Annotated in this window: 26 protein-coding genes; 12 read left to right on the top strand and 14 right to left on the bottom strand. The window is 70.7% G+C overall.

Going from position 1 to position 25,316, the window contains the following annotated elements; all coding sequences use genetic code 11:
• Positions 1–4 precede the first annotated feature (4 nt).
• The 4 genes from NMN56_RS08400 (at position 5) to NMN56_RS08385 (ending at position 3,412) form a co-directional block, all read left to right on the top strand.
• A complete protein-coding gene (locus NMN56_RS08400) occupies positions 5–730 on the top strand; it encodes an ABC transporter permease (RefSeq protein ID WP_274044536.1) in 726 nt (241 codons plus the stop codon).
• Positions 730–1,494 (top strand): ABC transporter permease, encoded by a 765-nt coding sequence (locus NMN56_RS08395; RefSeq protein ID WP_274044317.1) that lies wholly within the window; start codon positions 730–732, stop codon positions 1,492–1,494. Before NMN56_RS08400 ends, NMN56_RS08395 begins: the two co-directional genes overlap by 1 nt.
• Before the next feature lie 15 nt (positions 1,495–1,509).
• Positions 1,510–2,517, top strand: a complete 1,008-nt coding sequence (locus tag NMN56_RS08390) for an ABC transporter substrate-binding protein (RefSeq protein ID WP_274044318.1) — start codon at positions 1,510–1,512, stop codon at positions 2,515–2,517.
• Between the two features lie 100 nt (positions 2,518–2,617).
• A complete protein-coding gene (locus NMN56_RS08385; RefSeq protein WP_274044319.1) occupies positions 2,618–3,412 on the top strand; it encodes a hypothetical protein in 795 nt (264 codons plus the stop codon).
• A gap of 132 nt (positions 3,413–3,544) precedes the next feature.
• On the opposite strand, the gene NMN56_RS08380 is transcribed toward NMN56_RS08385, so the two are convergent.
• A complete protein-coding gene (locus NMN56_RS08380) occupies positions 3,545–4,702 on the bottom strand; it encodes an NADH-quinone oxidoreductase subunit D (protein ID WP_274044320.1) in 1,158 nt (385 codons plus the stop codon).
• A 69-nt stretch (positions 4,703–4,771) separates the two neighbouring features.
• Between NMN56_RS08380 and NMN56_RS08375 the strand changes: the two genes are divergently transcribed.
• From NMN56_RS08375 to NMN56_RS08345, 7 genes are all read left to right on the top strand, one after another.
• Positions 4,772–5,386 (top strand): PH domain-containing protein, encoded by a 615-nt coding sequence (locus NMN56_RS08375; RefSeq protein ID WP_274044321.1) that lies wholly within the window; start codon positions 4,772–4,774, stop codon positions 5,384–5,386.
• A 143-nt stretch (positions 5,387–5,529) separates the two neighbouring features.
• Positions 5,530–6,903, top strand: a complete 1,374-nt coding sequence (locus NMN56_RS08370) for a PH domain-containing protein (protein ID WP_274044323.1) — start codon at positions 5,530–5,532, stop codon at positions 6,901–6,903.
• Between the two features lie 94 nt (positions 6,904–6,997).
• Positions 6,998–7,978, top strand: coding sequence for a dihydropteroate synthase (gene folP / locus NMN56_RS08365; protein WP_274044325.1), 981 nt, complete (start codon positions 6,998–7,000; stop codon positions 7,976–7,978).
• Positions 7,975–8,472 carry a nuclear transport factor 2 family protein gene (locus NMN56_RS08360; RefSeq protein WP_274044326.1) on the top strand — a complete coding sequence of 166 codons (498 nt, stop codon included), beginning with the start codon at positions 7,975–7,977 and terminating at the stop codon, positions 8,470–8,472. Before folP ends, NMN56_RS08360 begins: the two co-directional genes overlap by 4 nt.
• Before the next feature lie 321 nt (positions 8,473–8,793).
• Positions 8,794–9,153 (top strand): dihydroneopterin aldolase, encoded by a 360-nt coding sequence (folB, locus tag NMN56_RS08355; RefSeq protein WP_274044327.1) that lies wholly within the window; start codon positions 8,794–8,796, stop codon positions 9,151–9,153.
• The gene (gene folK, locus NMN56_RS08350; protein ID WP_274044329.1) at positions 9,150–9,746 is read left to right on the top strand and encodes a 2-amino-4-hydroxy-6-hydroxymethyldihydropteridine diphosphokinase; all 597 of its coding nucleotides are present in this window, start codon (positions 9,150–9,152) and stop codon (positions 9,744–9,746) included. The genes folB and folK overlap by 4 nt, the downstream gene beginning before the upstream one ends.
• A gap of 14 nt (positions 9,747–9,760) precedes the next feature.
• Positions 9,761–10,249, top strand: a complete 489-nt coding sequence (locus NMN56_RS08345; protein ID WP_274044330.1) for a DUF3180 domain-containing protein — start codon at positions 9,761–9,763, stop codon at positions 10,247–10,249.
• Between the two features lie 22 nt (positions 10,250–10,271).
• Here the strand turns inward: NMN56_RS08345 and folE are convergent, their stop codons facing one another.
• The 6 genes from folE to dacB all read right to left on the bottom strand — a co-directional run bounded on the left by folE (position 10,272) and on the right by dacB (position 18,009).
• Positions 10,272–10,877, bottom strand: coding sequence for a GTP cyclohydrolase I FolE (gene folE, locus NMN56_RS08340; RefSeq protein ID WP_274044331.1), 606 nt, complete (start codon positions 10,875–10,877; stop codon positions 10,272–10,274).
• A 118-nt stretch (positions 10,878–10,995) separates the two neighbouring features.
• Positions 10,996–13,017: an ATP-dependent zinc metalloprotease FtsH gene (ftsH, locus tag NMN56_RS08335; protein ID WP_274044332.1), complete on the bottom strand. Its 2,022-nt coding sequence runs from the start codon at positions 13,015–13,017 to the stop codon at positions 10,996–10,998.
• A 195-nt stretch (positions 13,018–13,212) separates the two neighbouring features.
• Entirely contained in the window at positions 13,213–13,752 is a 540-nt protein-coding gene (hpt, locus tag NMN56_RS08330) for a hypoxanthine phosphoribosyltransferase (protein WP_274044537.1), read from the bottom strand.
• 95 nt (positions 13,753–13,847) lie between these two features.
• Entirely contained in the window at positions 13,848–14,939 is a 1,092-nt protein-coding gene (gene tilS / locus NMN56_RS08325) for a tRNA lysidine(34) synthetase TilS (RefSeq protein WP_274044333.1), read from the bottom strand.
• Between the two features lie 204 nt (positions 14,940–15,143).
• A complete protein-coding gene (locus NMN56_RS08320; RefSeq protein ID WP_274044334.1) occupies positions 15,144–16,280 on the bottom strand; it encodes a zinc-dependent metalloprotease in 1,137 nt (378 codons plus the stop codon).
• A 115-nt stretch (positions 16,281–16,395) separates the two neighbouring features.
• Positions 16,396–18,009 (bottom strand): D-alanyl-D-alanine carboxypeptidase/D-alanyl-D-alanine endopeptidase, encoded by a 1,614-nt coding sequence (gene dacB / locus NMN56_RS08315; protein ID WP_430542503.1) that lies wholly within the window; start codon positions 18,007–18,009, stop codon positions 16,396–16,398.
• A gap of 154 nt (positions 18,010–18,163) precedes the next feature.
• Here dacB and NMN56_RS08310 point away from each other — a divergent pair, with 154 nt between their 5' ends.
• Positions 18,164–18,655 (top strand): inorganic diphosphatase, encoded by a 492-nt coding sequence (locus NMN56_RS08310; RefSeq protein ID WP_274044336.1) that lies wholly within the window; start codon positions 18,164–18,166, stop codon positions 18,653–18,655.
• Between the two features lie 125 nt (positions 18,656–18,780).
• Here the strand turns inward: NMN56_RS08310 and NMN56_RS08305 are convergent, their stop codons facing one another.
• The 7 genes from NMN56_RS08305 to NMN56_RS08275 form a co-directional block, all read right to left on the bottom strand.
• The gene (locus NMN56_RS08305; RefSeq protein WP_430542501.1) at positions 18,781–20,439 is read right to left on the bottom strand and encodes a threonine/serine exporter family protein; all 1,659 of its coding nucleotides are present in this window, start codon (positions 20,437–20,439) and stop codon (positions 18,781–18,783) included.
• A 180-nt stretch (positions 20,440–20,619) separates the two neighbouring features.
• A complete protein-coding gene (locus NMN56_RS08300; protein ID WP_274044338.1) occupies positions 20,620–21,012 on the bottom strand; it encodes a hypothetical protein in 393 nt (130 codons plus the stop codon).
• A 170-nt stretch (positions 21,013–21,182) separates the two neighbouring features.
• A complete protein-coding gene (locus tag NMN56_RS08295) occupies positions 21,183–22,043 on the bottom strand; it encodes a MerR family transcriptional regulator (RefSeq protein WP_274044339.1) in 861 nt (286 codons plus the stop codon).
• 77 nt (positions 22,044–22,120) lie between these two features.
• On the bottom strand, positions 22,121–22,900 hold the full coding sequence (locus NMN56_RS08290; RefSeq protein WP_274044340.1) for an ABC transporter permease: 780 nt from the start codon (positions 22,898–22,900) through the stop codon (positions 22,121–22,123).
• Positions 22,897–23,883 carry an ATP-binding cassette domain-containing protein gene (locus tag NMN56_RS08285; protein ID WP_274044341.1) on the bottom strand — a complete coding sequence of 329 codons (987 nt, stop codon included), beginning with the start codon at positions 23,881–23,883 and terminating at the stop codon, positions 22,897–22,899. The genes NMN56_RS08290 and NMN56_RS08285 overlap by 4 nt, the downstream gene beginning before the upstream one ends.
• Before the next feature lie 81 nt (positions 23,884–23,964).
• Entirely contained in the window at positions 23,965–24,582 is a 618-nt protein-coding gene (locus NMN56_RS08280) for a PadR family transcriptional regulator (RefSeq protein ID WP_274044343.1), read from the bottom strand.
• Between the two features lie 88 nt (positions 24,583–24,670).
• Positions 24,671–25,243, bottom strand: coding sequence for a DinB family protein (locus NMN56_RS08275; RefSeq protein ID WP_274044344.1), 573 nt, complete (start codon positions 25,241–25,243; stop codon positions 24,671–24,673).
• Positions 25,244–25,316 lie beyond the last annotated feature (73 nt).

Genomic DNA, 25,316 nt, shown 5'->3' with positions numbered 1-25,316 from the left:
CTGCATGACGGCGAACGACTGGATCTGCGGCACGTACGTCAGCACCCGGCAGGGCGAACTCGTGGACGCGACGCTCGAACACGTCTGGCTCACTCTGGCATCCGTCGGACTGGCTCTGCTCATCGCGCTGCCGCTCGCGCTGGCCGCCCGCCGCTGGCGCTCCGCCAGAGGACCCACGCTCGGCCTGACCACGGTGCTCTACACCGTCCCCTCACTCGCGATGTTCGCGCTGCTGCTGCCACTCTTCGGACTCTCGGCCTCCGTCGTGGTGGCCGGCCTGGTGCTGTACTCGCTCACGGTGCTGGTCAGGAACATCCTCACGGGGCTGGAGTCGGTGCCAGAGGAGGCCAGGGACGCGGCGCGCGGCGCCGGGTACGGGCCGGGACGGCTCCTGTTCGAGATCGAACTGCCGCTCGCCCTCCCCTCGCTGCTCGCCGGCGTACGGATCGCGACGGTGACGGCCGTCTCGCTGGCCACGATCGGCGCGATCGTCGGCTACGGCGGCCTGGGCAACCTGATCTACGACGGTATGGAGAGCTACTTCAAGGCCCAGGTGCTGACCGCCTCGGCCCTCTGCGTGCTCCTCGCCGTCGTCGCCGACCTGGCGCTGCTGTGGCTGCAATGGGCGCTCACGCCGTGGGCCAGACAGGGCAGGCGCCGCCGCCTGTTCGCACGTACCAGGCGGCCGGCGACCGCTTCCGCCGACGCGCGGGCCGCGGGGAGGCTCTGATGGGCATCATCGGCGGCGTATGGAGCTGGCTGACCGAAGCGGAGCACTGGACAGCCGACGGCGGAATCCTCCAGCGGCTGGGCGAGCACGCCTACCTGACGTTCGCCTGCCTCGTGATCTCCTGCGTCCTCGCGGTACCGATCGCCCTGTGGCTCGGGCACGTCGGCCGTGGCGGGGCGCTCGCTGTCAACATCTCCAACGCGGGCCGCGCGGTACCCACGTTCGCCGTACTCGTCCTGCTCTCGATGAGTCCGCTGGGCAAGCAGGGCGATCTGCCCACGCTCATCGCCCTCGTCCTGTTCGCGCTGCCGCCGCTGCTGACCAACACCTACACCGGCGTACGCGAGGCCGACCGCGAAGTCGTCGAGGCGGCGCGCGGTATGGGAATGACCGGCTGGCAGACCGTGCGGCAGGTCGAACTCCCGCTGGCCTTCCCCATGATCATGACCGGCGTCCAGACGGCCGCCGTACAGCTCGTCGCCACGGCCACGCTCGCCGCGCTGCCCGGCGGAGGCGGCCTCGGCCGCCTGATCACCGCCGGGTTCGGCAACTACGACACACCCCAGGTGGTCTCGGGCGCGCTCCTGGTCGCCGCGATGGCGCTGCTGCTCCAGGGGCTGCTCACCGCGGCCGAGCGCGCGCTGAGCCCGATGCGGCGCCGTCCGGGGGCACAGCGGCTCAGCGCCGCCGGGCCCGTACCGGTGAGCGACCAGGAGCACGCGAGCGACCACGAACGACCGGCACCCACACACACCGCACCCTGACGAATGGTGGTCTTGATGAGTAGCCCCCGTCCGCCCTTCCCCGAACCCTCGCGAAGCGCCCGGCCTTCACGAAGCGCCGGGTCCTCGCGGCTCACCGGTACCTCGCGACGCCTCCTCGCCGTAGGCGCAGCCGCGACGCTCACGGCCCTGCTCGGAGCCTGCGGCGGTGAAGGGCTTGAGGAGAAGGACAGCCAGGACAAGCTGGTCGTCGGCTCGGCCGGGTTCACCGAATCGGAGATCGTCGCCAACCTGTACGCCGGAGTGCTCGACGACGCCGGCTACAGCACCACCGTGAAGAAGGCCAAGAACCGCGAGCTGTACGCGCCCGAGCTGGAGAAGGGCCGGATCGACGTGGTGCCCGAGTACGCCGCCACGCTCGCCGAGTTCCTCAACGCGAAGAAGAACGGCCCCAAGGCCGAACCCGTCGCGTCCAGCGACCCGGACAAGACGGTCGCCGCGCTGAAGAAGCTGGCGCAGCCGCGCGGGCTCAAGGTGCTCCCGCACGGCAAGGCCGTGGACCAGAACGCGTTCGCCGTCTCCAAGGACTACGCCGCCAAGCACGATCTCAAGACCCTCTCCGACCTGGGCAGTTCCAAGCAGCGGGTGACCGTGGCAGCCGGCGACGAGTGCGAGACGCGCCCGTTCTGCCAGCCGGGCCTGGAGAAGACCTACGGGATCGACGTCGCCGGTATCGACCCGAAGGGTGTGGGCACCAGCCAGTCGAAGCAGGCGGTCAAGGACGGTACGGACCAACTGGTGCTCACCACGACCACGGACGCGACCCTCGACCAGTTCGGCCTGGTACTCCTCAAGGACGACAAGCACCTGCAGAACGCTGACAACGTGCTGCCCGTCGTCAACGCCAAGTCGGCCGGCGGCAAGAAGATCGAGAAAGCCCTGGAACGGCTCACCCAGGTCCTCACGACAAAGGACCTCACGGCGCTGAACCGCAAGGTGGACAGGGATCGTGAGAAGCCCGAGGACGTGGCGCGTGACTATCTCAAGCAGAAGAAACTGGGCTGAGAAGACACCGGGCCCGGAGGGTCCTACGGAGTGATGAGGCGGTAACAATGCGCCGTGGCCGGGTGTCCCCGGCGGAACCGCACACGGTACATTCCAGGCCATGCCACGTGGACGTCATCGCCATTCCCCGCCCCTGCACCGGCTCCTGCTCCCGGCCGTCGTCGCAGGGGCGGCGCTGGTCTGCGCCGGTGGCGCCTGGCTGGTCGGAGAGACGGGCCTCGGCGATACGGAGACCGTCGTGCTGCGCGGGCTCACCGCGGTGACGGCCGCCGTCGCCGTCACAGGCGCCGTACTGCTGCGCCAGTGGGACCGCGCCGCCGGGCGCCGCGTCGGCGACCTGAAGGCACAGCAGGCCAGCACCGCCTGGCGGGCCGAGGAGAAGCAGGCCGAGCTGGAGGGCGAGAACGAGGAGCTGCGCGAGATCCGCACCCGCCTGGACGGCAAGCTCCGCGAGAAGCGCGCCGAGCTGGCCAGGCTCCGCTCCGAGCACGCCGACCTGCTGCGCCGCTACGCGTACGCCGAGACCGAGCGGGCCAGCGCGCTGGAGGGCCGCAGGCAGCTGGAGATCGAGGCCGCCGAGCCCACCAAGGCGCTGACCACGTCGGCGACCGACCACCGGCACAGCTCAGGAGCCCCCACCCCGCTGACGTACCTCCAGGCCAACGAGGCGCTCAACAACCTCGCCAGGAGCGCCGAGAGGCAGCGCGAGAAGCAGCGCGAGCGCGAGCGCGAGGAGGAGGCCGAGCGCGAGAAGCTCGCCGCTGAGCGCAAGGCCCGTACGAGCGCCGCCGCTGCCGTACCGCCCGCACCCCGTCCCGCAGAGCCGGACGGCACCGCCGCTGACACCGGCAGCTTCGACTTCTTCGGCGTCGAAAGCGGAGCGGTCTCCCCGTAGTACGCCGCTTCCTGGTGCGCCACCTGCTCGCACGACAGATGTCACGCGCTACTGGCGCCCCACCGCACTACTACTCGCGCTCGACAAGAGCCGCCCGCTTGCGCTCGCCACAAGCCGCCCGCTACTTGCGCGCTACTTGTCGATGTCTCCCACCACGAAGAAGAACGACCCCAGGATCGCCACCATGTCAGCGACCAGCGTCCCGGGCAGCAACTGGGTCAGCGCCTGGATGTTGTTGTACGAGGCGGAGCGCAGCTTGAGCCTGTAGGGCGTCTTCTCGCCCTTGGACACCAGGTAGTAGCCGTTCAGCCCGAGCGGGTTCTCCGTCCAGGTGTACGTCGCGCCCTCGGGGGCCTTGAGCACCTTGGGCAGCTTCTGGTTGACGGGCCCGGGCGGGAGGTCGCGGAGACGGTCCAGGCACGCGTCGGCGAGGTCCAGGGAGTTGTGCACCTGGTCCAGCAGCACCTCGAAGCGCGCCAGACAGTCGCCCTCCTGGCGCGTGACGACCTTGAGGGTGTCCTGTAGTTCGCCGTAGGCGAGGTACGGCTCGTCGCGCCGCAGGTCGAAGTCGACGCCCGAGGCACGCGCGAGAGGTCCGCTGACGCCGTACGCGTGCACCAGCTCAGGGCTCAGTACGCCGACGTTCCTGGTGCGGCCCCGGAAGATCTCGTTGCCCAGTACGAGCTTGTCGAAGGTGCCCATCCGGCTCCGCACGGCGGCCACCGCCTGCCGGGCACGGTCACGCCACCCGGCGGGCAGGTCGTCCTTGAGGCCGCCGACGCGGTTGAACATGTAGTGCATCCGGCCGCCGGAGATCTCCTCCATGACGTTCTGGAGTTCCTCGCGCTCGCGGAAGGAGTAGAAGACCGGCGTGATCCCGCCCAGCTCCAGCGGATAGGAACCGAGGAACATCAGGTGGTTGAGCACCCGGTTCAGCTCGGCCAGCAGCGTGCGCAGCCACACGGCACGCTCGGGCACCTCCATGCCGAGCATCCGCTCGACACCCATCACCACGCCCAGCTCGTTGGAGAACGCCGACAGCCAGTCGTGGCGGTTCGCGAGGACGATGATCTGGCGGTAGTCACGTGCCTCGAAGAGCTTCTCCGCTCCCCGGTGCATATAGCCGACCACCGGCTCGGCCGCGCTGATCAGCTCGCCGTCCAGCACCAGTTTCAGCCGCAGCACTCCGTGCGTCGACGGGTGCTGGGGGCCGATGTTGAGCACCATGTCCGTGCTCTCGGCGGCACCGCCGATGCTGACCGTCGTGGCCGTCGTCTCCGTCTGAGTCATGAAGCTCAGTCTGTCAGCTTCCTTCTCCAGGGGGACAAGGTCTGTCACAGGGGCTCTTACGCTGAACACATGACGGGGACACCAGCAGCAGCGCCGGATTCCGGCCCCAACGACGAAGCAGCCGACCACGACGAAGCAGGCCACGACGAAGCAGCCGGTCACACAGCCGCCACCGAGACCGACGGAACCGGCGGGGCCGGAACCGAGGCCGAGGGCATCACGGCCGGGGAGTGGCGCGCTGTCGAACACGGCCTGCTCCTGCTGCGCAGGCTCGTCCTGCTGTGCACGCTGCTGCCGCTCACCGTCGCCGTCGCCCTGGCGCTCGGCCTGACCGCGGGCCCCGCCTGGGCGCTGTTCGCGCTGATACCCCTCGCGTCCGCCCTGTGGGGCTGGGGCGCGCTCGCCCGTAACTGGCGCTCCTGGCGGTACGCGGAGCGCGCCGACGACCTCCTTGTCGCACGCGGTGTCCTGTGGCGCGAGATGACGGTGGTGCCGTACGGGCGCATGCAGCTGGTCGAGGTCACCTCAGGGCCGCTGGAGCGCAAGTACGGGCTGGCCAGGCTCCAGCTCCACACCGCTGCCGCCACGACCGACGCGACCATCCCGGGGCTGACCCCCGGCGAAGCCGAACGGCTGCGCGACCGGCTGACCGAGCTGGGCGAAGCCCGTTCGGCCGGACTGTGAGACGGGCCCCGGGCATGGAAGACGACGCGAGAGAACCCGCACCCGCGGCAGACGCACCGCACGCGCCACACGGACCGGAGGGACCGGACGGACCGAAGGCGGCAGCCACGGCAGACGGGCCAGCAACGGCAGACGGGCCGGCCATGGCGGACCGGCCAGCCACGGCGGACACAGCGGGCGGCCGGAAGGCGGGCCCTCGCTATCTGCCCCGCCGCCCCGAGGGACGCAGGCTTCACCCCGTCACGCCCTGGCGCCGCGCGTGGGCCCCGCTCGCGGGGCTGCTCGCCTTCACCGCGCACGACTTCGAACGGGCCCGCGACTGGTCCTCGCACCTGACGGCCGGCTGGGTCCTGCTGGGCCTCGCGGTGCTGCTGCCGCTGGCAGCCGGCTACGGCTTCCTCACCTGGTGGTGCACCAGCTACCTCGTCACCGACACCGAACTGCGCATCCACACCGGCCTGTTGTTCCACCGCGCCGCGCACATCCGCCTGGACCGTATCCAGGCCGTCGACGTCTCCAGGCCGCTGCTGGCCCGCGTCGCCGGGGTCGCCAAGCTCAAGCTGGACGTCGTCGGCACGGACTCCAAGGACGAGCTGGCCTTCCTCAGCGAGAAGGAGGCCGTGGCCCTGCGCGCCGAACTCCTCGCCCGCGCGGCCGGCATGGCTCCCGAGGCGGCACCCGAGGCGGGCGAGGCTCCCTCGCGGGCCCTTCTGCGCGTCCAGCCGCGCACCCTCGTCCTGAGCATCCTGCTGCGCGGCGGCGCCTGGACCATGCTGGCCGTCGCCGTCGTCGTACCCGTATTCATCTACCTGGCGACGGACAGCCTCTGGCCCGCGCTCGCCACCGCGATCCCGCTCGCCGGCGGCTTCTGGGCGAGCGGCGCCGGCCGGTTCGTGCGCGAGTACGACTGGACCGTCGCCGAGTCCCCCGACGGCCTCCGCCTGGACTCCGGGTTGCTCGACCGCGCGCACGCCACCGTGCCGCCGGGCCGGGTGCAGGCCGTACGCATCGTCGAGCCGCTGCTGTGGCGGCGGCGCGGCTGGGTGCGGGTCGAACTGGAGGTCGCCGGCGGCAAGGGCGACGAGACCAGCGTGCTCATCCCCGTCGCCGCCTGGGACGCGGCGGCCGACGTGCTGGCCAGGGTGCTGCCCGGGGTCGGTCTGGACGCCGCCGTCGCCTCGGCCGCGCCCGCGCCCGTACGCGCACGCTGGTGCGCCCCGGTCTTCCGGCGGGGCTTCGGACACGGGACGACACCCACCGTGTTCGTCACGCGCAAGGGCCTCCTGTCCCGGCGTACGACGCTCGTCCCGCACGCCAAGGTCCAGAGCGTCCGCCTCTCACAGGGCCCCTGGGCCCGGCGTCAGGGCCTCGCTGACGTCTGGGTCGACCACGGCGCGAACGGGGCCGCTGTGGCGCGGCTCCGGGACGCCGGCGAGGCACACGCCGTCGTGAGCGCCCAGGCGGAACGTTCCCGAACGGGCCGTCGCAGCGCGGGACCGGAGCGCTGGCTCACCTGATTCCGTACGGCCTCGCAGGTCACGGAGAGCGCCCGCGAGCGCGCGGGGCACGCCCGCGACCGCGCCTCTTGGCCGATACCCCTACCCTGGGCGCATGAGTGCCAGGACGCGTGGTCGTGTGGACGGGCTTCCCGAGTGGGACCACTGCGCCGTAATGGGCGTGGTGAATGTGACCCCTGACTCGTTCTCCGACGGAGGCCGCTGGTTCGACACCCAGGCGGCGATCAAACACGGCCTCGACCTGGTCGGACAGGGCGCTGACCTGGTCGATGTCGGAGGTGAGTCGACCCGGCCAGGAGCCACCCGCGTGGACGAGGCCGAGGAACTGCGCCGCGTCCTGCCCGTCGTACGGGGCCTCGCGGACGAGGGCGTCGTCGTCAGCGTCGACACCATGCGCGCCTCGGTGGCCTCCCAGGCCGTCGCGGCCGGAGCGGTGCTGGTCAACGATGTGAGCGGCGGGCTGGCCGACCCCGGAATGGTCCCCGCGGTCGCCGAGGCCGGTGTCCCGTTCGTGGTGATGCACTGGCGCGGCCAGAGCATCGACATGAACAACCGCGCCGTCTACGCCGATGTCGTCGGCGAGGTCGTGGCCGAGCTGAGCGACGCGGTTCACAGGGCTACGGAGGGCGGCATCCGCCCCGACCGGATCGTCGTGGACCCCGGCCTCGGCTTCGCCAAGCGCGCCGAACACGACCTCGCCCTCGTCGCCTCGCTCTCCCGGCTCCGCGCCGAGCTGGGCCGCCCCGTGCTCGTCGCGGCCTCCAGAAAGCGGTTCCTGGGCCGTGTGCTGGCCTCGGAGGGGAGCGCGACGCCGCCACCCGCCCGGGAGCGCGACGCGGCGACAGCCGCCGTCACAGCCCTCTCGGCACGCGAGGGCGCCTGGGCCGTACGCGTCCACGAGGTACGCCCGAGCGCCGACGCGGTCCGCGTCGTCCGTGCCGTGGACGACGCGCACGCCGCGGCACACGCCGCGGGCCCCGCGGCCGGGACAGCCCGCACAGACCCGACAGCCGCGACCGGCACACCAGGCACGCCGGACGCACAGCGCACAAAGGACACAGAGGCCACCACGTGAGCGCCGCCCGTACGGATGTCGAAGCGGTCGAGGCGGCCAACACCGCGCTGTACGACGCGGTCGAGCGGGGCGACATGGACGCGCTCGCGCGGATGTGGCTGGAGGAGCAGGAGGCGGGCGAGAGCGGCGTCAGCGTCGTGCACCCCGGCTGGCCCGTGCTCACGGGGCGCGGCGAGGTGCTCCGCTCGTACGCGCTGATCATGGCGAACACGGACTACATCCAGTTCTTCCTGACGGACACCGAGATCTCCGTGCTCGGCGACACCGCGCTGGTGAGCTGCACCGAGAACATCCTCAGCGGCGGTCCGGCCGAGGAGGACGGCTCGGCCGGACCGTTGGTCGGCGGCCTCGTCGTGGCGACGAACGTCTTCCGGCGCACCGAGGACGGCGAGTGGAAGGTGTGGTCGCACCACGGCTCCCCGGTCCTTGTGGAGCGCGACGAGGACGACTCGGACGACGACGAGGAACCGGGCCAGGGCGACATCGAACTCTGAGGCCACGCCCCTTTCTTCACTCACCCTTCACCCACTCTTCCGGTCACCTTCCGGTCACCTCATCCTGTCGTCGCCCCACTCGTTCGAGGCACCGCGCCGGGAATGCGTGAGTGACGTGCGGTGCTGTGGGGTATGCGGCGCCGCGAGCCGTTGAGCAGCGGACTTAACAGCGCCGGTGAGAACTGTCCATGGTCCTGCCGGGTGGCCGGGGGAGGGTTTCTTGCCGCCCCCTCGGCCAAAGACTCGTGTGCTCGCAGGTAGATTCGATTCGGTGGCGCGATCAGCGGCGCCGTGTCCGTACGACCGACGGGAGTGACGCACATGGACCACGTCGCACTGCGCGGCCTCAGGGCCCGTGGGCATCACGGCGTGTTCGAGAGGGAACGCGAGGAGGGCCAGACCTTCGTCGTCGACCTCGACATGGGCCTCGACACCCGGGCGGCGGCCGACGGCGACGACCTGGCGAAGACCGTCCACTACGGCATCGTGGCTGAGGAGGTGGTCGGGATCGTCACGGGTGAACCTGTCGACCTGATCGAGACCCTCGCCCAGCGGATCGCCGACGCATGCCTGCGGCACGAGGCCGTGCGCGAGGTCGAGGTGGTCGTGCACAAGCCCGAGGCCCCGATCACCGTGCCTTTCGAAGACGTGACCATCACTATCAAGCGGAGCCGCGCATGACGCCGAACAGTGACCCGACCGTACAGCCGGTGCCCGCTTCTGTGGTGCAGCAGGTGGATGCGGCGGACGCGACCCTGCACAACCCCAAGCGCGCCGTCGTGTCCCTCGGCAGCAACCTCGGGAACCGGCTGGAATCCCTCCAGAGCGCGGTCGACGCACTCGCCGACACCCCGGGGCTGAAGGTCAAGGCCGTCTCCCCGGTCTACGAGACCGAGCCATGGGGCGAGGGCACGCACAACCAGCCCACCTACTTCAACGCCGTCGTCGTCGTGAAGACGACCCTCCCGCCCGACTCGCTCCTGGAGCGGGGCCACGCGATCGAGGAGGCGCTGGAGCGGGTCAGGGACGAGCGCTGGGGCCCCCGGCCGATCGACGTGGACATCGTCGCCTACCAGGGCGTCGTCTCCGACGATCCGAAGCTCACGCTCCCTCACCCGAGGGCGCACGAGCGTGCCTTCGTCCTGGTGCCGTGGCACGACATCGACCCGGCGGCCGAGGTCCCGGGACGCGGTACCGTCAACCAGCTCCTCGCCGCACTCGGCACGGAAGGCGTGATCCCGCGCCCCGACCTGGAACTCAGCTTGCCCGCCTAAGCGTTGGGAGCCCCGTGAAGGAACTCCGAATCCGCACCCTGGCGGGACTCTTCGTCGTCGCCGGGGTGCTGTCATGGGCGGGAGCCAGACTCTGGGACTCGCTCGGGACGCTGCCCAGCGTCCCGGTCGCTGCCCCGATCGTGCTGGGTGCCATCGCGGCGATCCTGCTGGCCACCGCGCTCTCGCTGCGCGCGCGCCTCAAGGCGCAGCGTGAGCGGGTGCCGGGGGCCAAAGGGGTGGACCCGATGATGGCTGCGAGAGCCGTGCTCTTCGGCCAGGCAAGCGCGCTGGTCGCGGCCCTGGTGTCCGGGATGTACGGCGGAACGGGCCTCTTCCTGGTCCTGGAGCGCGCCGACGTACCGGCGCGCGGCAACCAGGCGCTCTATGCGGGACTCTCCGTCGTCGCCGGCATCGGCGTCATAGCGGCGGCCGTCTTCCTGGAGCGCGTCTGCCGCCTCCCTGAGGACCACGACGACGACCACCCCCCGGCGGCGACCGCCTGAGAGCCGCGCCCCGGGGCCGGGGTCAGTCCGCGAGGATGAGACTCATGGCCTCGGAGCGGGTGGTCGCGTCCCGGAGCTGGCCGCGCACCGCCGAGGTCACCGTCTTCGCTCCGGGCTTCCGCACGCCACGCAGCGACATGCACATGTGCTCACACTCGATGACGACGATCACGCCCCGCGGTTCGAGTATGCGCATCAGCGAGTCGGCTATCTGCGTGGTGAGCCGCTCCTGGACCTGGGGACGGCGCGCGAACACCTCGACGAGTCTGGCCAGCTTGGACAGGCCGGTGATCTTGCCGCTCGACGACGGAATGTAGCCGACGTGCGCGACGCCGTGGAACGGCAGCAGATGGTGCTCGCACTGGCTCATGACCTCGATGTCCTTGACCAGCACCATCTCGTCGTGCCCGAGGTCGAACGTCGTCGTCAGCACGTCCTCGGGGCGCTGCCGCAGCCCCGCGAAGATCTCTTTGTACGCCCGTGCCACGCGGGCCGGGGTTTCCAGCAGACCCTCGCGGTCCGGGTCCTCACCGACCGCGATGAGCAGTTCGCGTACAGCGTTCTGGGCCCGCTTCTCGTCGAACTCGCCTGTCGCGCTCTCTCCGTTGAGCGTCACCGGGTCGGTCATGTGGTGGTCCCTCGTTCCTCTTCCGTACACAGCAGAAAGCCGCGCCCCTCAGAGGCTAGAACCCGAGGGACGCGGCTGACATTCCGGGGTGCGGGCGCCGGGCCCGCACCACGTGCGGTTATCCGTTCTCCGGATCCACCGGCTCCACGATCGCGTCGGAGTCGCGCGGACCGATCTCCTTGCCCAGCTCCAGGTTGCCTGAGCCGTTCGTGAGAGCGGCCGGCGGCGCCGAGACCGGGGGCCGGGTGGACGGGGTACGACGGGAGGAACCGGTCCACGCCGGCCTGTTGGGGCGCTTGACGATGGAGGAGAACACGTCGGCGATCTCCTCCTTGTTCAGCGTCTCCCTCTCCAGCAGGGCCAGCACGAGGTTGTCGAGGACGTCGCGGTTCTCCACCAGGATTTCCCAGGCTTCGTTGTGCGCCGTCTCGATCAGCTTCTTGACCTCCTCGTCCACCAGCCCGGCGACCTCCTCGGAGTAGTCGCGCTGGTGACCCATCTCCTTGCCCAGGAAGGGCTCGGACTGGTCGGAGCCGAACTTGATGGCGCCGAGCCGCTCGGTCATGCCGTACTGCGTGACCATGGCACGGGCCGTCGCCGTCGCCTTCTCGATGTCGTTGGCCGCACCCGTGGTCGGGTCGTGGAAGACCAGCTCCTCGGCTGCGCGACCGCCCATCATGTAGGCGAGCTGATCGAGCATCTCGTTACGCGTCGTCGAGTACTTGTCCTCGTCGGGCAGCACCATCGTGTAGCCCAGAGCACGGCCTCTCGACAGGATCGTGATCTTGTGAACGGGGTCGGAGTTCGGTGAGGCCGCCGCGACAAGAGCGTGTCCGCCCTCGTGGTACGCGGTGATCTTCTTCTCCTTGTCGCTCATGATCCGGGTCCGCTTCTGCGGTCCGGCCACGACGCGGTCGATCGCCTCGTCCAGATAGTGATTGTCAATCAGCTTGTGATCGCCACGCGCGGTGAGCAGCGCCGCCTCGTTGAGAACGTTGCTCAGGTCGGCGCCCGTGAAGCCGGGCGTACGGCGTGCGACCGCGCTCAGGTCCACGTCGGGCGCCATCGGCTTGCCCTTCTCGTGCACCTTGAGGATCTCCAGGCGGCCCTGCATGTCCGGACGGTCGACGGCGATCTGCCGGTCGAAGCGGCCCGGGCGCAGCAGCGCCGGGTCCAGGATGTCCGGGCGGTTGGTGGCGGCGATCAGGATGACGCCGCCCTTCACATCGAAGCCGTCCATCTCGACCAGCAGCTGGTTGAGCGTCTGCTCCCGCTCGTCGTGACCGCCGCCCATGCCGGCGCCGCGGTGGCGGCCGACGGCGTCGATCTCGTCGACGAACACGATCGCCGGTGCGTTCGCCTTGGCCTGCTCGAACAGGTCACGGACACGCGAGGCGCCCACGCCGACGAACATCTCGACGAAGTCGGAACCCGAGATCGAGTAGAACGGCACGCCCGCCTCGCCCGCGACCGCACGGGCCAGCAGGGTCTTGCCGGTGCCGGGCGGGCCGTAGAGCAGCACACCCTTGGGAATCTTGGCGCCGACGGCCTGGAACTTCGCCGGTTCCTGGAGGAACTCCTTGATCTCGTGCAGCTCCTCGACGGCTTCGTCGGACCCTGCCACGTCGGAGAACGTCGTCTTCGGTGTGTCCTTGGTGATCAGCTTGGCCTTCGACTTGCCGAACTGCATCACCTTGGAGCCGCCGCCCTGCATCTGATTCATCAGAAACAGGAAGACGACGATGATCAGGAGGAACGGCAGCAGCGACAGCAGCATCCCGACGAACGGGTTCTGCTTCTGCGGCGCGACCGTGTACCCCTTCGGGATCTCCTTCTGGTCGTACTTCTGCTGAAGTGTCTTGGCGAGGTCGACGCCCTGGTCGTCGATGTAGCTCGCCTTGATCTTGTCGCTGTCCTCGACCTTGGCGCCGTCCTTGAGCTCAAGCTTGACGATCTTTTCATCGCCAGTCGTGAGCTCGGCGGACTTCACCTTGTCCTGGTTGATCGCCTGTACGACCTGGCCGGTGTCCACCGTCTTGAAGCCGCCGGACGAGCCGACGACCTGCATCAACACGACCACGGCAAGGACGGCCAGCACGATCCACATGACCGGCCCGCGGAAGTATCGCTTCACGTCCATCCATACGGAGCGCGTGCGCCCCGTCCCTCCTGCCACAGTGAGTTGAAAAGCCTGACCTTCGGACGGTACCCCAGCATTGTCACCCGGCGCCGCCGAGGACGGTCAACCACAACCGTCCTCCGATGCTCCAACGACGCGCCCCGGCCCTGTGTTCCCGGGCCGCAAGCCCGTGCGGGTGGTTGCGCCGACCGGTACTCAACCGCCGTACACGTGCGGCGCGAGGGTGCCGACGAACGGGAGGTTCCGGTACTTCTCCCCGTAGTCGAGTCCGTAGCCGACGACGAACTCGCTGGGGATGTCGAAACCGACCCACTTCACGTCGATCGCCACCTTGGCCGCATCCGGCTTGCGCAGGAGCGTGCACACGTTGAGCGAGGCCGGCTCGCGGGAGCCGAGGTTCGACAGCAGCCAGGACAGCGTCAGTCCCGAGTCGATGATGTCCTCGACGATCAGGACGTGCTTGCCCTTGATGTCGGTGTCCAGGTCCTTGAGGATGCGGACCACTCCGGAGGACTGGGTGCCGGCGCCGTACGACGACACCGCCATCCAGTCCATGGTCACCGGGTTCGACAGGGTCCGTGCCAGATCCGCCATCACCATGACGGCGCCCTTGAGCACCCCGACGAGCAGCAGTTCCTTGCCCGCGTACTCCGCGTCGATCTTCGCTGCCAGCTCGGCCAGCTTCGCGTCGATCTCTTCCTTGCTGACCAGCACCGACTCAAGGTCGGTGCCCATGTCCTTCTCGTCCACCCGTGCCGCTCTCGCTCGTCGAGGTCCGGTCTTGTCGCGGCCCCGCCGAGAAACCGGCTGATCAGGTTCCGTCGAGCCGGTCAGTTTTTCGGTGAGCCATGCCGGACGACCAGTCTGCCACCCTGCCTCACCGCCTCCACACGCCCGGGGAGGTTGAGCGCACGCTGGCCCCGCCAGGCGGTGATGAGCCGGTCCATCTCCTCGATGTGCCGGGCGAAGAGCGAACCCGCGGGAGCACCGGCGTCGATCGCGGCCCGCCTCAGCACGCGCCGCCGCACCGCGGGCGGCAGCGCGTACAGCCGTGCCGTGTCCAGCTCGCGTGACACCCCGGAGGCGGCGCCCGCGCTCTCCGTACGGACCGTGTGCTCCGCGTCGTCGGTCCAGGTGTCCAGCGCGTCCGCGTCGTCGCGGGAGAGCTGGGCCGTGCGCGCGAGGGCCTCGACGACGCCCTTGCCGAGAGCTTTCTCCAGCGCGGGGAGCGCCTCGTGGCGCACGCGGGAGCGGGTGTAGGCGGGGTCGGCGTTGTGGGGGTCGTCCCAGACGGGGAGCGACTGGACCATGCACGCCTTGCGCGTGGACTGCCGGTCCACGGCGAGGAACGGGCGGCGGTAGCGGCCACCTGGGCCTGAGACCGCCGCCATACCGGACAGGGAACGGGTGCCCGAGCCGCGCGCGAGCCCGAGCAGAACGGTCTCGGCCTGGTCGTCGCGGGTGTGGCCGAGGAGGACGGCCGCCGCGCCGTACCGTTCGGCCGCCTCGTCGAGGGCGGCGTACCGCGCCTCGCGTGCCGCGGCCTCGGGCCCGTTGTGCGTGCGGCCCACGTGCACGGCCACGGACTCCACGGGGGAGAGTCCGAGGTCGGTGAGGCGGGCGGCGACGTCCTGGGCACGCTCGGCCGAGCCTTGCTGAAGGCCGTGGTCGACGGTGACGCCTCCGGCGCGGAGGCCGAGGCGGGGGGCTTCGAAGGCGAGCGCCGAGGCGAGAGCCATGGAGTCGGCGCCGCCCGAGCAGGCGACGAGGACGAGCGGCGGCCCGGCGGGGGAAGCGGGGGATTCGGGAGAGGGGAGAGGGACGACCGGCTGGAGGGGAGCCGTCACGTGTGCGCTGAGCACGTCGTGGAGTGTGCGGCGAACCGCCAGACGTATCGCGGCGACCGCGGGGTGGGGACCCATGTCCGATTCACTTCCTCGTCAAGGGATCTGCGGGAGTTGAGGGGGGATCCGCGGATCTGCGGGGTTCTGCTGGGAGTGGAAACTCACTCTGATCACACTGTGTAGGTAGATGGTGACAGAGACGAGTTGCGTTTCCCGAGCATCGCACGCGTACGCGGCCCTCACGGTCCCTCAGAAGGGTGATTGGCGAGGCTCCCGGTCGCCTCAGTCGGCCTTTCGGTGCACCCTCGCGATCCAGTCCGCCGGTTTGGCGATCTCCGCCTTCGTCGGCAGCGTGTTGGGCGAGGTCCACACGCGGTTGAAACCCTCCATGCCCACCTCTTCCACCACGGCGCGCACGAACTTCTCGCCGTCGCGGTACTGGCGCAGCTTCGCGTCCAGGCCCAGCAGCTTGCGCAGTGCCTGGTCGAGCCGTCCGGCACCCATGGCACGGCGCTTCTGGAACTTCTCGCGGATCTCCGAGACCGAGGGCACGACCTGCGGCCCCACCCCGTCCATCACGTAGTCGGCGTGGCCCTCCAGCAGGGACATCACGGCCGTGAGGCGGCCGAGGATCTCGCGCTGGGCGGGGGTCTGCACCAGCTCGACGAAGCTTCCGCGCTCCTCGGTGCCCGACTCCTCGCCGCTGTCCGGCTTGCCGCCGGTAAGGGACTGGGCGGCCTCGCGGAGGCGCTCCAGGAGGGTGGAGGGGTCGATGTCCGTCTGCTCCAGGAAGGACTGGATCTCCATCCTGATGTGGTCGCGCAGCCAGGGCACGGCCGTGAACTGGGTGCGGTGCGTCTCCTCGTGCAGGCACACCCAGAGCCTGAAGTCGTGCGGCTCCACGTCCAGTTCGCGCTCCACGTGCACGATGTTCGGCGCCACGAGCAGCAGCCGTCCGCCGCCCTCCGTCGCGCCGGGCAGCTCACGGGTCGCGGGCGCGAACGTCTCGTACTGGCCCAGTACGCGCGAGGACAGGAAGGACAGCAGCATCCCGACCTCGACGCCCGTGACCTTGCCGCCCACGGCACCCAACACGGCACCGCCCGGCATGCTCGCGCGCCGTTCCTCGACCTTGCTCAGCAGGGGCGAGAGCAGTTCGCGGAAGCCCGCGACGTTGGCGCGCACCCAGCCGGGCCTGTCCACGACGAGGACGGGGGTGTCCGCCTCCTCGGGGTTGGCGGGGTGCATCCCCGTGAAGGCGCGTACGTGCTCCTCCGACGCCTTCGCGTGCCGCCGCAGCTCGGCGACGATGCCGCGCGCCTCTTCCCTGCTCACTTCGGGCCCCGGCTTCACGAGCCGGGTCGCGGTCGCGACCGCGAGATTCCAGTCGACCATCTCCACACCACCGAGGCTCGTCATTCCTTCACGGTACGTGCCGTGCGCTTCTCGCGGGAGGAGACCAGGGGACCACTCGTCCCCTAGGGAACGTCCGGCGGGCCCCGCACGGAGGAGAGGGCGTGTGCGCCGCGCCCGCTCAGCCCGCCGAAGGCGAGTCGCGGCAGCCGCAGTTGGCGAGGGCCGAGGCCAGCCGGTCCAGGACTCCCTGGGCCGCGTCCCGCTCCTGGGTGCCCGTGGTCATGAAGGCGAAGGCCAGCATCCTGCCGTCCGCGTCCACGACGGTGCCGGCGAGGGTGTTGACCCCGGTGAGGGTGCCGGTCTTGGCGCGTACGAGCCCGGCGCCGGGCTCCCCGCGCTCGCCGCCGTACCGGCCGCCGAGCGTTCCGGTGAACCCGGCGACGGGCAGGCCCGTCAGCACCGGGCGCAGCGCGGGTTTCCCGGGGTCGGCGGCGCGGCTGAGGAGCTGGGTGAGGAGCCCTGCCGAGACCCTGTCGTCGCGGTCGAGGCCACTGCCGTCGGCGAAGTGGGCGCCCTTGAGCGGCAGGTCGAGCCGTCGCAGTACGCGCTCGACGGCGCGGCCGGCGCCGTCGAAGCTGGCGGGTTCGCCCTGGGCGAGCGCCGTCTGGCGGGCCAGGGCCTCCGCGATGTCGTTGTCGCTGTGCGTGAGCATGCGCTCGACGAGGGCGCCGAGTGTGGCCGACCTGTGGACGGCGACCTGTTCGGCGGCGCCGGGTGCCTCGCGTGCGGTGGCGGTGCCCCGGATCCGGACGCCCTCTCCGGCCAGCCGCTTGCCGAACGCCTCCACGGCCTGCCCTGCGGGATCGTCGGTGCGGGGCGCTGGGCCGTGCTCGGCCTCTCCTCCGGACCCGGTCCTGGAGGTGCCCGCGAGCCTGCCCTCGTTGAGCATGAGCGGGGTGACGGGCGCGAGGTTCTCGTTCGGGCCGATGGGGTGCTGGTCGGTGCCGGAGTAGAGGGAGGTGTCGTAACTGAGGGTGACCTTGTCGATGCCGCGCTTCTTCAGCGCGCCCGCCGTGTCCCTGGCCAGTCCCGCGAGGTCGTCAGCGGTCAGCGTGGGGTCGCCGCCGCCGACCAGTGTCACCTTGTCGCCGTCGGCGACGACGCGGGTGGCGACGCGGTGCCCTTCTCCGGCGGCGGTGAGCGCCGCGACGGCGGTGGCCAGCTTGACGGTGGAGGCGGGGGTCGAGGGCTCGGAAGCGCGCTCGGAGAAGATCTGCCGCCCGGTGACCACGTCCACGACCGAGGCACGGCGTACGGAGCCGAGCGAGCCGTCCTTGAGCAGCGGTTCGAGGGTGTCGGCGAGGGCCGAGGAGGTGGGCGGTGGCACCTGGTCGGCGCGCTGGGAGGCGTCGTCGCGCGCGGCACCGTTCCCGGTGCCGCCCTTGCCGCCGCTGCCGCCCCGTCCCTGGGCCGGTCCCGCAGCCGCGAGCACCTGCGGTGCCGTGAGTCCGGCGCGCCCGCCGTCCTGACCCGGAGTGTGCTTCCCGCCACTCCCCTGGCCTTCCCGCGCTGCCCAGGTGCGCTCCGCCGTACGCTGACCGGAGTCCCACGGCCCCGTCACGGCCACAGCTGTGAGGGCGACCGCCAGTCCCAGGGCGGCGGAACCCGCCGCCAGCCGTACGGTCTGCCGCTCCTGCGGTGTCGTGGTGCGCCAGCGCCGGCGGATCCGGCCGACCACGCGAGCGGCGCCGTCCCGGGTCGCGCGATACGCCCGGTTCGTGGTGTCACGCACCCTCGATGTGGTGTCAGGCACCCTCGACCAGCCCCTTTCGCGAGCACACATGTGCGTGGGGGACACTTAATCACCAGACTGGAGTTCTTCTGGGGGACGGCCCCCAGGGCACACGAGTGCTGATCGCTCAATGATCTAAACGGAGGAGCCTCCCTTGGAGTTCGACGTCACCATCGAGATCCCGAAGGGTTCCCGGAACAAGTACGAGGTCGACCATGAGACGGGGCGTATCCGGCTGGACCGGCACCTGTTCACATCGACCGTGTACCCGGCGGACTACGGCTTCGTGGACGGCACCCTGGGCGAGGACGGCGACCCGCTGGACGCCCTCGTGCTGCTGGAGGAGCCCACGTTCCCCGGCTGCATCATCAAGTGCCGCGCGATCGGGATGTTCCGCATGACCGACGAGGCGGGTGGCGACGACAAGCTGCTGTGCGTCCCCTCCTCCGACCCGCGGATGGAGCACCTGCGCGACATCCACCACGTCAGCGAGTTCGACCGGCTGGAGATCCAGCACTTCTTCGAGGTCTACAAGGACCTGGAGCCCGGCAAGTCCGTCGAGGGCGCCAACTGGGTCGGCCGCGCCGAGGCCGAGGCCGAGGTCGAGGCGTCCGTCAAGCGCCTTGAGGCCAACGGCGGTCACTGAGCCGGGGCACTGACCCGTTCCGCGCCCCGGGCTCCGGCCCTTCAGGCAGGGAATCGCCGCGCTCATCCACAAAGCGCCGGACGGACTGGAGTCACCTCCAGCCCCGTCCGGCGCTTGTGCGTGGGTCAGAAGCCGCGGGTGCGCTTGGCGGCGCGGCGGCCGGGCAGCGGGGTCTCCAGGCCCGGGGTCTTGATGAAGAGCCGGGCCAGCTCGCCGCCGAGGTTGACGCCGATGGCGATGGCGAAGGCGAGCGCACCGGCCGTGGCGAGCTTCTCGAAGCCCTGGTTCACATCGCCCTTCGCTATGTTGAGCAGCCCGAAGTAGGTCGCGCTACCCGGCAGCAGCGGGCCGATCGCCGCCGTGATGTAGGGCAGCGAGGACACGAACTGGTAGCGGGACATCAGCTGTCCGAAGAGCCCGACGAGCCCGGCGGCGACGATCGTCGCGGGCACGGGCGGCACCTGTGCCTGGGTGAGGGCTCCGAAGATCAGCCAGGCGACGCCGCCGTTGAGCGTGGCCGGGATGACGGTGTGACGTTCCTGCTGGAGCAGTACGCAGAAGGCGAGCGCCAGCAGCATCGCGGCGAGGAGCTGGGTCACCGGCCTGTTGATGTGTTCCACCGCGTCGGGGGTCAGCTCGGCGCCGAGTTCACCGCCGGCGTAGAGGACCAGCAGCACGCCGCACACGATGCCGACGATGAGGTAGATGACCTCCAGCAGGCGTGCCGCCGCGGTGATGTAGAAGCCGGTGAGGCCGTCCTGTACGGCGGCGACCAGCGCCCTTCCCGGGATCAGCGCGAAGAGTCCACCGGTGATGACGGCCGCCGCCTTGATCCGGTACTCGGAGTCGGAGTTCACCAGCACGACGGTCACGCCCATCATGGCGGGCGGAATGGCGGCGGCTGCGAACTGGTAGAACTCCGGCAGCCCGCGCTTCGAGCACAGCCAGGCGAGCCGGTCGCCGAGCATGGCACCGAGCGCGGCGAGCACGAACACCAGCGCGTCACCGCCGACCAGCAGCGAGGCGGCGCCTGACAGCGCACCTGAGGCGACGGTGAGGGCGCCCTTGCTGAAGGGGTGCCGGTTACGGCGCATCTCGGCGAGCCGCCGGTACGCCTCCTCCAGCGTGACGTCGCCCTGGGTGATGTCGGCGACGAGCCCGAAGACGGAGGAGAGGCGCGTGTAGTCGGTGCCGCGCCGCCGTACGGTCCTGCTGAGCGTCACCGGGTCGTCGACCAGCGAGGGCTGGTGGGTGATGGACAGCAGGGTGAAGGTCACCGTGGGTTCGGTGCGGTCGAGCCCGTAGGCGTGCGCGACGCCGAACATCGCGGCCTCGACGTCCTCGGCGCCCTCTCCCCCGGCCAGCAGCAGCTCGCCGATGCGGAGGATGAGGTCGAGGACGCGGGGCGCGGCGGGGCCCGATTCCGCTTCACCGGCGTTCTCCGCGCGCCCGGCGCGCTCGGGCACGGGCCGCTCGGCGAGCGGCATCCGCACCATCGTGCGCATCCGGTCCTGCCAGGGCGAGCCCGGCTTGGCGAGGGGGCCGACGACCGGGATGCCCTCGGGCGGGGTGAACGCGCTGCCGTGCTCCCACGCCGAGGGCGCCACCAGGCCCTGGGGAACGGAGAACTCGGAGGTGGGGTGCTCGTCCTCCGGTGGGGGCGGCAGGGGCACCCCGAGCGGGGGCGTGAACGCGCTCCGCGCCTCGTCGGAGAGCGGCTTGCCGTCCTCCGGTCCCTCGCCCTGCTCTGCGGCGTCGCCGTTTCCTCTGGGCTGCCCCACCACGTTCTGTCCGCTCCTTACACTCTTGCGCCTTACGCGCGGTAAGCCTTGTGCCTCCACTGGCGCCACATGCTCGACGTAGTGTCCCGTGGGTCCGGTTCCACCCCGCGGGAGGGTGATGCCTCACAGTAGAAGCGCAATGCTTTCCCTAAAGGTCCCCTCCGTGACAGGGGTTAAAAAGAGTCAGCGGGTCTTGCGGATGTGACGTGCGAGGCCCAGGAGAACGAGACCGGCCCCGGCGAGCGCCGCGCCCAGCGCGGGCAGTTGTGCTGCCGAGGCGGCGACGGAGCCGGAGGCGGCGGCGAGTTGGCGCCCCGTAACGGGGTGGGCGCGGGGTGCGCCGTGGGTGGCGGAGAGCGCGCCGGGGCCGTGGGCGCAGGGCTGTGCGAAGACAGCGTGGCCCGTACCGCCCGCACAACTCGGCATGTGACGGGGCAGGACCGATCGGCCAGGTCCCGAGGCGGCGGCCGGCGCGGTGGCCGCGCTCAGCAGCGCGGCGACCAGTGCGGCGACCAGTGCGGCGGCGGCGAGGGAAGCGGGCGGGCGCGGGAGGTGGGGCGTGGGCTTCCGACGCATGGGGTCCTCGCAGGGTCGTCGGGGAGTCGTCCGGGAGTCGTCGGAGACCGTCTGGGTGGCGATGCTCCGGGACGGCGTACGCGAATAGTCGTACTTCGCATACGCCGTCCCGTACCGGCACCTCGCCACGTCCGCGCCCCAGATGCAGCCGTGCGGCGGAACGCGCGGGGTCAGACCCGGCGGCCGGTGCGGGTGGCGTCCTCCGCGTTCGCCGCGATCACATCCCGCATGTAGACCGCGAGGCCCTCCCTGATCGCCTCGTAGGTCGCGGTGAAGCGCTCGTCGGCCACGTACATCTCGCCCAGCTGTACGTGCATCCCGTGGCCGCACGCGTAACTGGTGCGCGCGATGAACAGACGGTGTTCCTCGGCGAGGCCCATCGCCTCGGGTGCGTCGGCGGGTACACCGGCGGCCAGCAGGCCGGCGATGCGCTGGTGGATACCGTCCATCTCCTCCTTGAACGCCTTCCAGTCGTCCTTGGTGTACCGCGCCGTGCGGCGCCGCGACTCCTGGAACGCGTTGCTCTCACCGGTACCGCTGTTGCCCCAGCGGCGCTCCGCCTCCTCCAGATGTGCGTCGGGGTCGAAGTCCCCGAACACCTCGAACTTCTCCTCGGGGGTGAGGTTGATGCCCATCTTCCGTGCCTCCATCGCTCGTTCGACGGCCGCTGCCATCGTCCGGAGGCGGTCGATACGCTCCGTCAGCAGTTCGTGCTGGCGGCGCAGATGGCCGTGCGGATCCTCCCCCAGCCTTCGGTCGGGAGGTGCCCCCAGGGAATCGTCGAGCAGGGCGGCGATCTCTTCGAGGGGGAAGCCCAGTTCCCTGTAGAAGAGGATCCGCTGGAGCCTGTCCAGGTCGGCGTCGGTGTAGCGGCGGTGTGCCGCGGCCGTGCGCCTGCTGGGGGCCAGCAGCCCGATCTCGTCGTAGTGGTGCAGCGTGCGCACCGAAACCCCGGCGAAACCGGCGACCTGCCCGACGGCATAGCCCTCGTCCACCACGACCGCCTCCTTCTTTCGGTTACGGAGGTCCACGATGTGTCCTCACGTCGCGTGAGGTGCAAGCCGTGCCCGGCACCCGTACCGCCGCACCCTCTCAGCCGGGCGCGGGATCACTTCCCCATCGCCGCGTACTTGCGTACGGCCAGCGGGAAGAAGACCGCGAGCAGCGCCAGGGGCCACAGCACGGCGAGCAGCGTGGCGTGCGAGCCCGCCCAGGAGTCACCGCCGCCCCATACGGGGTTGCCGAACAGCTCCCGTACGGCCCGGGCGGTCGCCGACATGGGGTTCCACTCGGCGACGTGCCCCATCCATGTGGGCATCGTCGCGGGCGAGCTGAACACGTTGGAGAAGAAGGCGACCGGCCAGATGAGGATCTGCACGGCCTGGACCAGCTCCGGGCGGCCCGCGACGAGCGCGCAGTAGATGCCGGCCCACAGCATCGCGAAGCGCAGCAGAAGCAGCAGCCCGACGGCCGCCGCCGCCTCGACGAGCCCGCTGTGCCAGCGCCAGCCGACGAGGAGCCCGGCGCCCACGAGCACGACGAGGCTGACCGCGGACTCCAGCATGTCGTGCAGGCTGCGCCCGACGAGCACGGCCGACTGCGCCATGGGGATCGAGCGGAAGCGGTCGATCACGCCCCTGTTCAGGTCCTGGGTGAGCGCGACCATGGTGGCCTCCAGGCCGAAGGCCATGGTCAGCGCGAACATGCCGGGGACGAGGAACTCGCGGTAGTTCCCGACGCGCATGCCGCCGCCGATGAAGTACACGAACATCACCAGCATCATCAGCGGGAAGGCCACCGCGACGACGGCCTGGACGGGCCGCCGCTGCCAGTGGGCCAGTTCCCGCCGCGTCATGGTCCAGCAGTCGGTCAGCACGTGCGCGGTCATGCGGCGCCCGCCTCCTTGGCCGTGGTGTGCAGAAAGACCTCGTCGAGCGTGGGGCGGCGCAGCGCGATGTCCTCCGCGTCGATCCCGGCCGCCTCCAGTCCGCGTACGGCCCCCGCCAGTGCGGCCATACGGTCGCCGACGGGCGCGCTCAGCAGGCGCCTGTCGGGATCGCGGGTCACCTCAGCGGCTCCGGCCGCCATGCCGACGACGGACGCCGCCGCCTCCAGCTGCGCCACGTCGCGGACCACCACGTCGATACGGTCGGCGCCGAGCTTGGCCTTCAGCTCGTCCGGGGTGCCCTCGGCGACGACGTGTCCCGCGTCGATGACGGCGACGGTGTCGGCGAGCTGGTCGGCCTCCTCCAGGTACTGCGTGGTGAGCAGCACGGTCGTGCCGCCGCCGACCAGGGAGCGCACCGCGTTCCACACCTCGTTACGGCCCCGCGGGTCCAGGCCCGTTGTGGGCTCGTCCAGGAAGAGGACGCGCTGTCCCGCCCCGTCCCCGTCCCCGTGCGCACTGCTGCCGATGAGCGAGGCGGCCAGGTCGAGGCGGCGCCGCATGCCGCCGCTGTAGGCGCTGACCGGCTTACGGCCCGTGTCCGCGAGGCCGAAGCGCTCCAGCAGTGCCTCGGCCTCGGCCGCGGCACGCCTGGCTCCCAGGTGGTAGAGGCGCCCGAACATCTCCAGGTTCTGCCGTCCGCTCAACTCCTCGTCCACGGCGGCGTGCTGGCCCAGCAGTCCGATCCTGCGGCGTACCTCGTCGGGCCGCGCGACCACGTCGTAGCCGGCCACGACGGCGCGTCCCGCGCTCGGCCTGAGCAGGGTGGACAGGATGCGCACCGCCGTGGTCTTGCCCGCGCCGTTGGGCCCGAGCAGGCCGTGCACGGTGCCGCTCCGCACGGTCAGGTCCAGCCCCGACAGTGCCTGTTTGCTGCCGTAGTCCTTCCTCAGTCCCTCAACGACCACGGCGTCGTCCGTCCCCATGCGAACTCCTCCCCATCCGCGTAGTCAAACTTGACTAGCAGTTCGGAAGGTAGCGGGGAATCACCCACTGGTCAAACTTGATTACGAGTCGGCCGCCTGCGCCGAGTCGGCCGTCAGACCCGTCAGATCGCGCTCGCCCTCGTCGGCCATCACGTAGAGCCCGCTCTCCAGGCGTGCGATCAGGTCACGCGCCCATGCGGCCCCGCTGTCGGCCGTGTGCACCCACAGCTTCATGATCTCGCCGATGTGCCCCCACTCCTCGGGCGTACTGCCCTCGGGGGTCCAGTGCTTGGTGACCTCGGCGCGCCACTCCTCCAGCGCGGCCACCCGCTGCCTGAGCAGCGCGAGTGCCTCCGCCCTCGGCAGTTCGACGAGGAAGCCGACGCCGGCCGTGAGCACGTCGGGCTTCTCGTCGATGGCGGTGAGCGAGTGGCGCAGGAGCTGCATGAACTCCTTCTCGCCCGCCGGTGTCAGCTCGTACTCGGTACGCGGCGGGCCGCCTGCCGTGCTGGGCGCGACGTCGTGCGCGAGCAGCAGCTCCTGCTTCGCGAGCTGTTTCAGCGCGTGGTAGATCGAGCCCGGCTTGGCATGGGACCACTCGTTCGCGCCCCAGTACTCCAGGTCGTTGCGGACCTGGTAGCCGTGCGCACGGCCGTGCAGGCGCACGGCTCCCAGAACCAGCAGCCGGATCGGCGACATCGCTCTTCCCGTCCTCCCAGGTCCCCCGCGTGCGTCGGTGTACGGGGAACTCTAGTCAAGCCTTGACCAGAAGGGAGGGCAGGTGCCTTCACTGCCCGCCGGGTATCTCCGACCAGTCGGGCTCGGGCATGGCGCCGGTCTCGAAGACGAGGTCGAAGGCGCCCTTGCCGTCGAGGGTCTCGCGGACGACGTCCGCGTGCCCCGCGTGCCGTGCCGCCTCCTCGATGAGGTGCAGCAGGCCCCAGCGCCAGGAGAACTCGCCGCCCTTGTCCCAGGGCGCCGGCGGCACCACGAAGGTCTCGTCCAGCGAGGCGACCGCGCGCACGGCGGCCTCGGTCTCGGCCGCGACCTCCTCGGAGAAGGCGATCAGCGCCTCGTTGGTCTCCTCGGGGCCGGGCCTGAAGGTGCTCTCCCACGCCTCCTTCTCCGCTGCCGCGTCCTGCTTGATGCCCTGGAAGAGGAGCACCCAGCGGCGCTCGACCATGGTCACATGCTTGAGGAGCCCGGCGACGGACAGTTCGCTCGCCGAAGGCGCGCTGCGGGCCTGCTCCTCGGTGAGGCCGTGGAGCGCCCTGCGCAGACCGCCCCGCTGGGCCTCCAGATACGCCAGGAGCGCTCCGCGCTCGTCGCCACGTGCCTCTGCCTCAACGACCACCGGCATGCTGTTCGCCACCTCTCTTCGCGGGGGCCCGGCTCGGGCGCCCCTCATGACGGACAAGCTAGATGGCGTTGCG

Origin of the sequence: Streptomyces iconiensis (assembly GCF_028657195.3) — a bacterium.
In the GTDB taxonomy this organism is placed as follows: domain Bacteria; phylum Actinomycetota; class Actinomycetes; order Streptomycetales; family Streptomycetaceae; genus Streptomyces; species Streptomyces iconiensis.
Note: the sequence above shows the minus strand (reverse complement) of the source record. Positions and strands in the feature narration are given on the sequence as shown.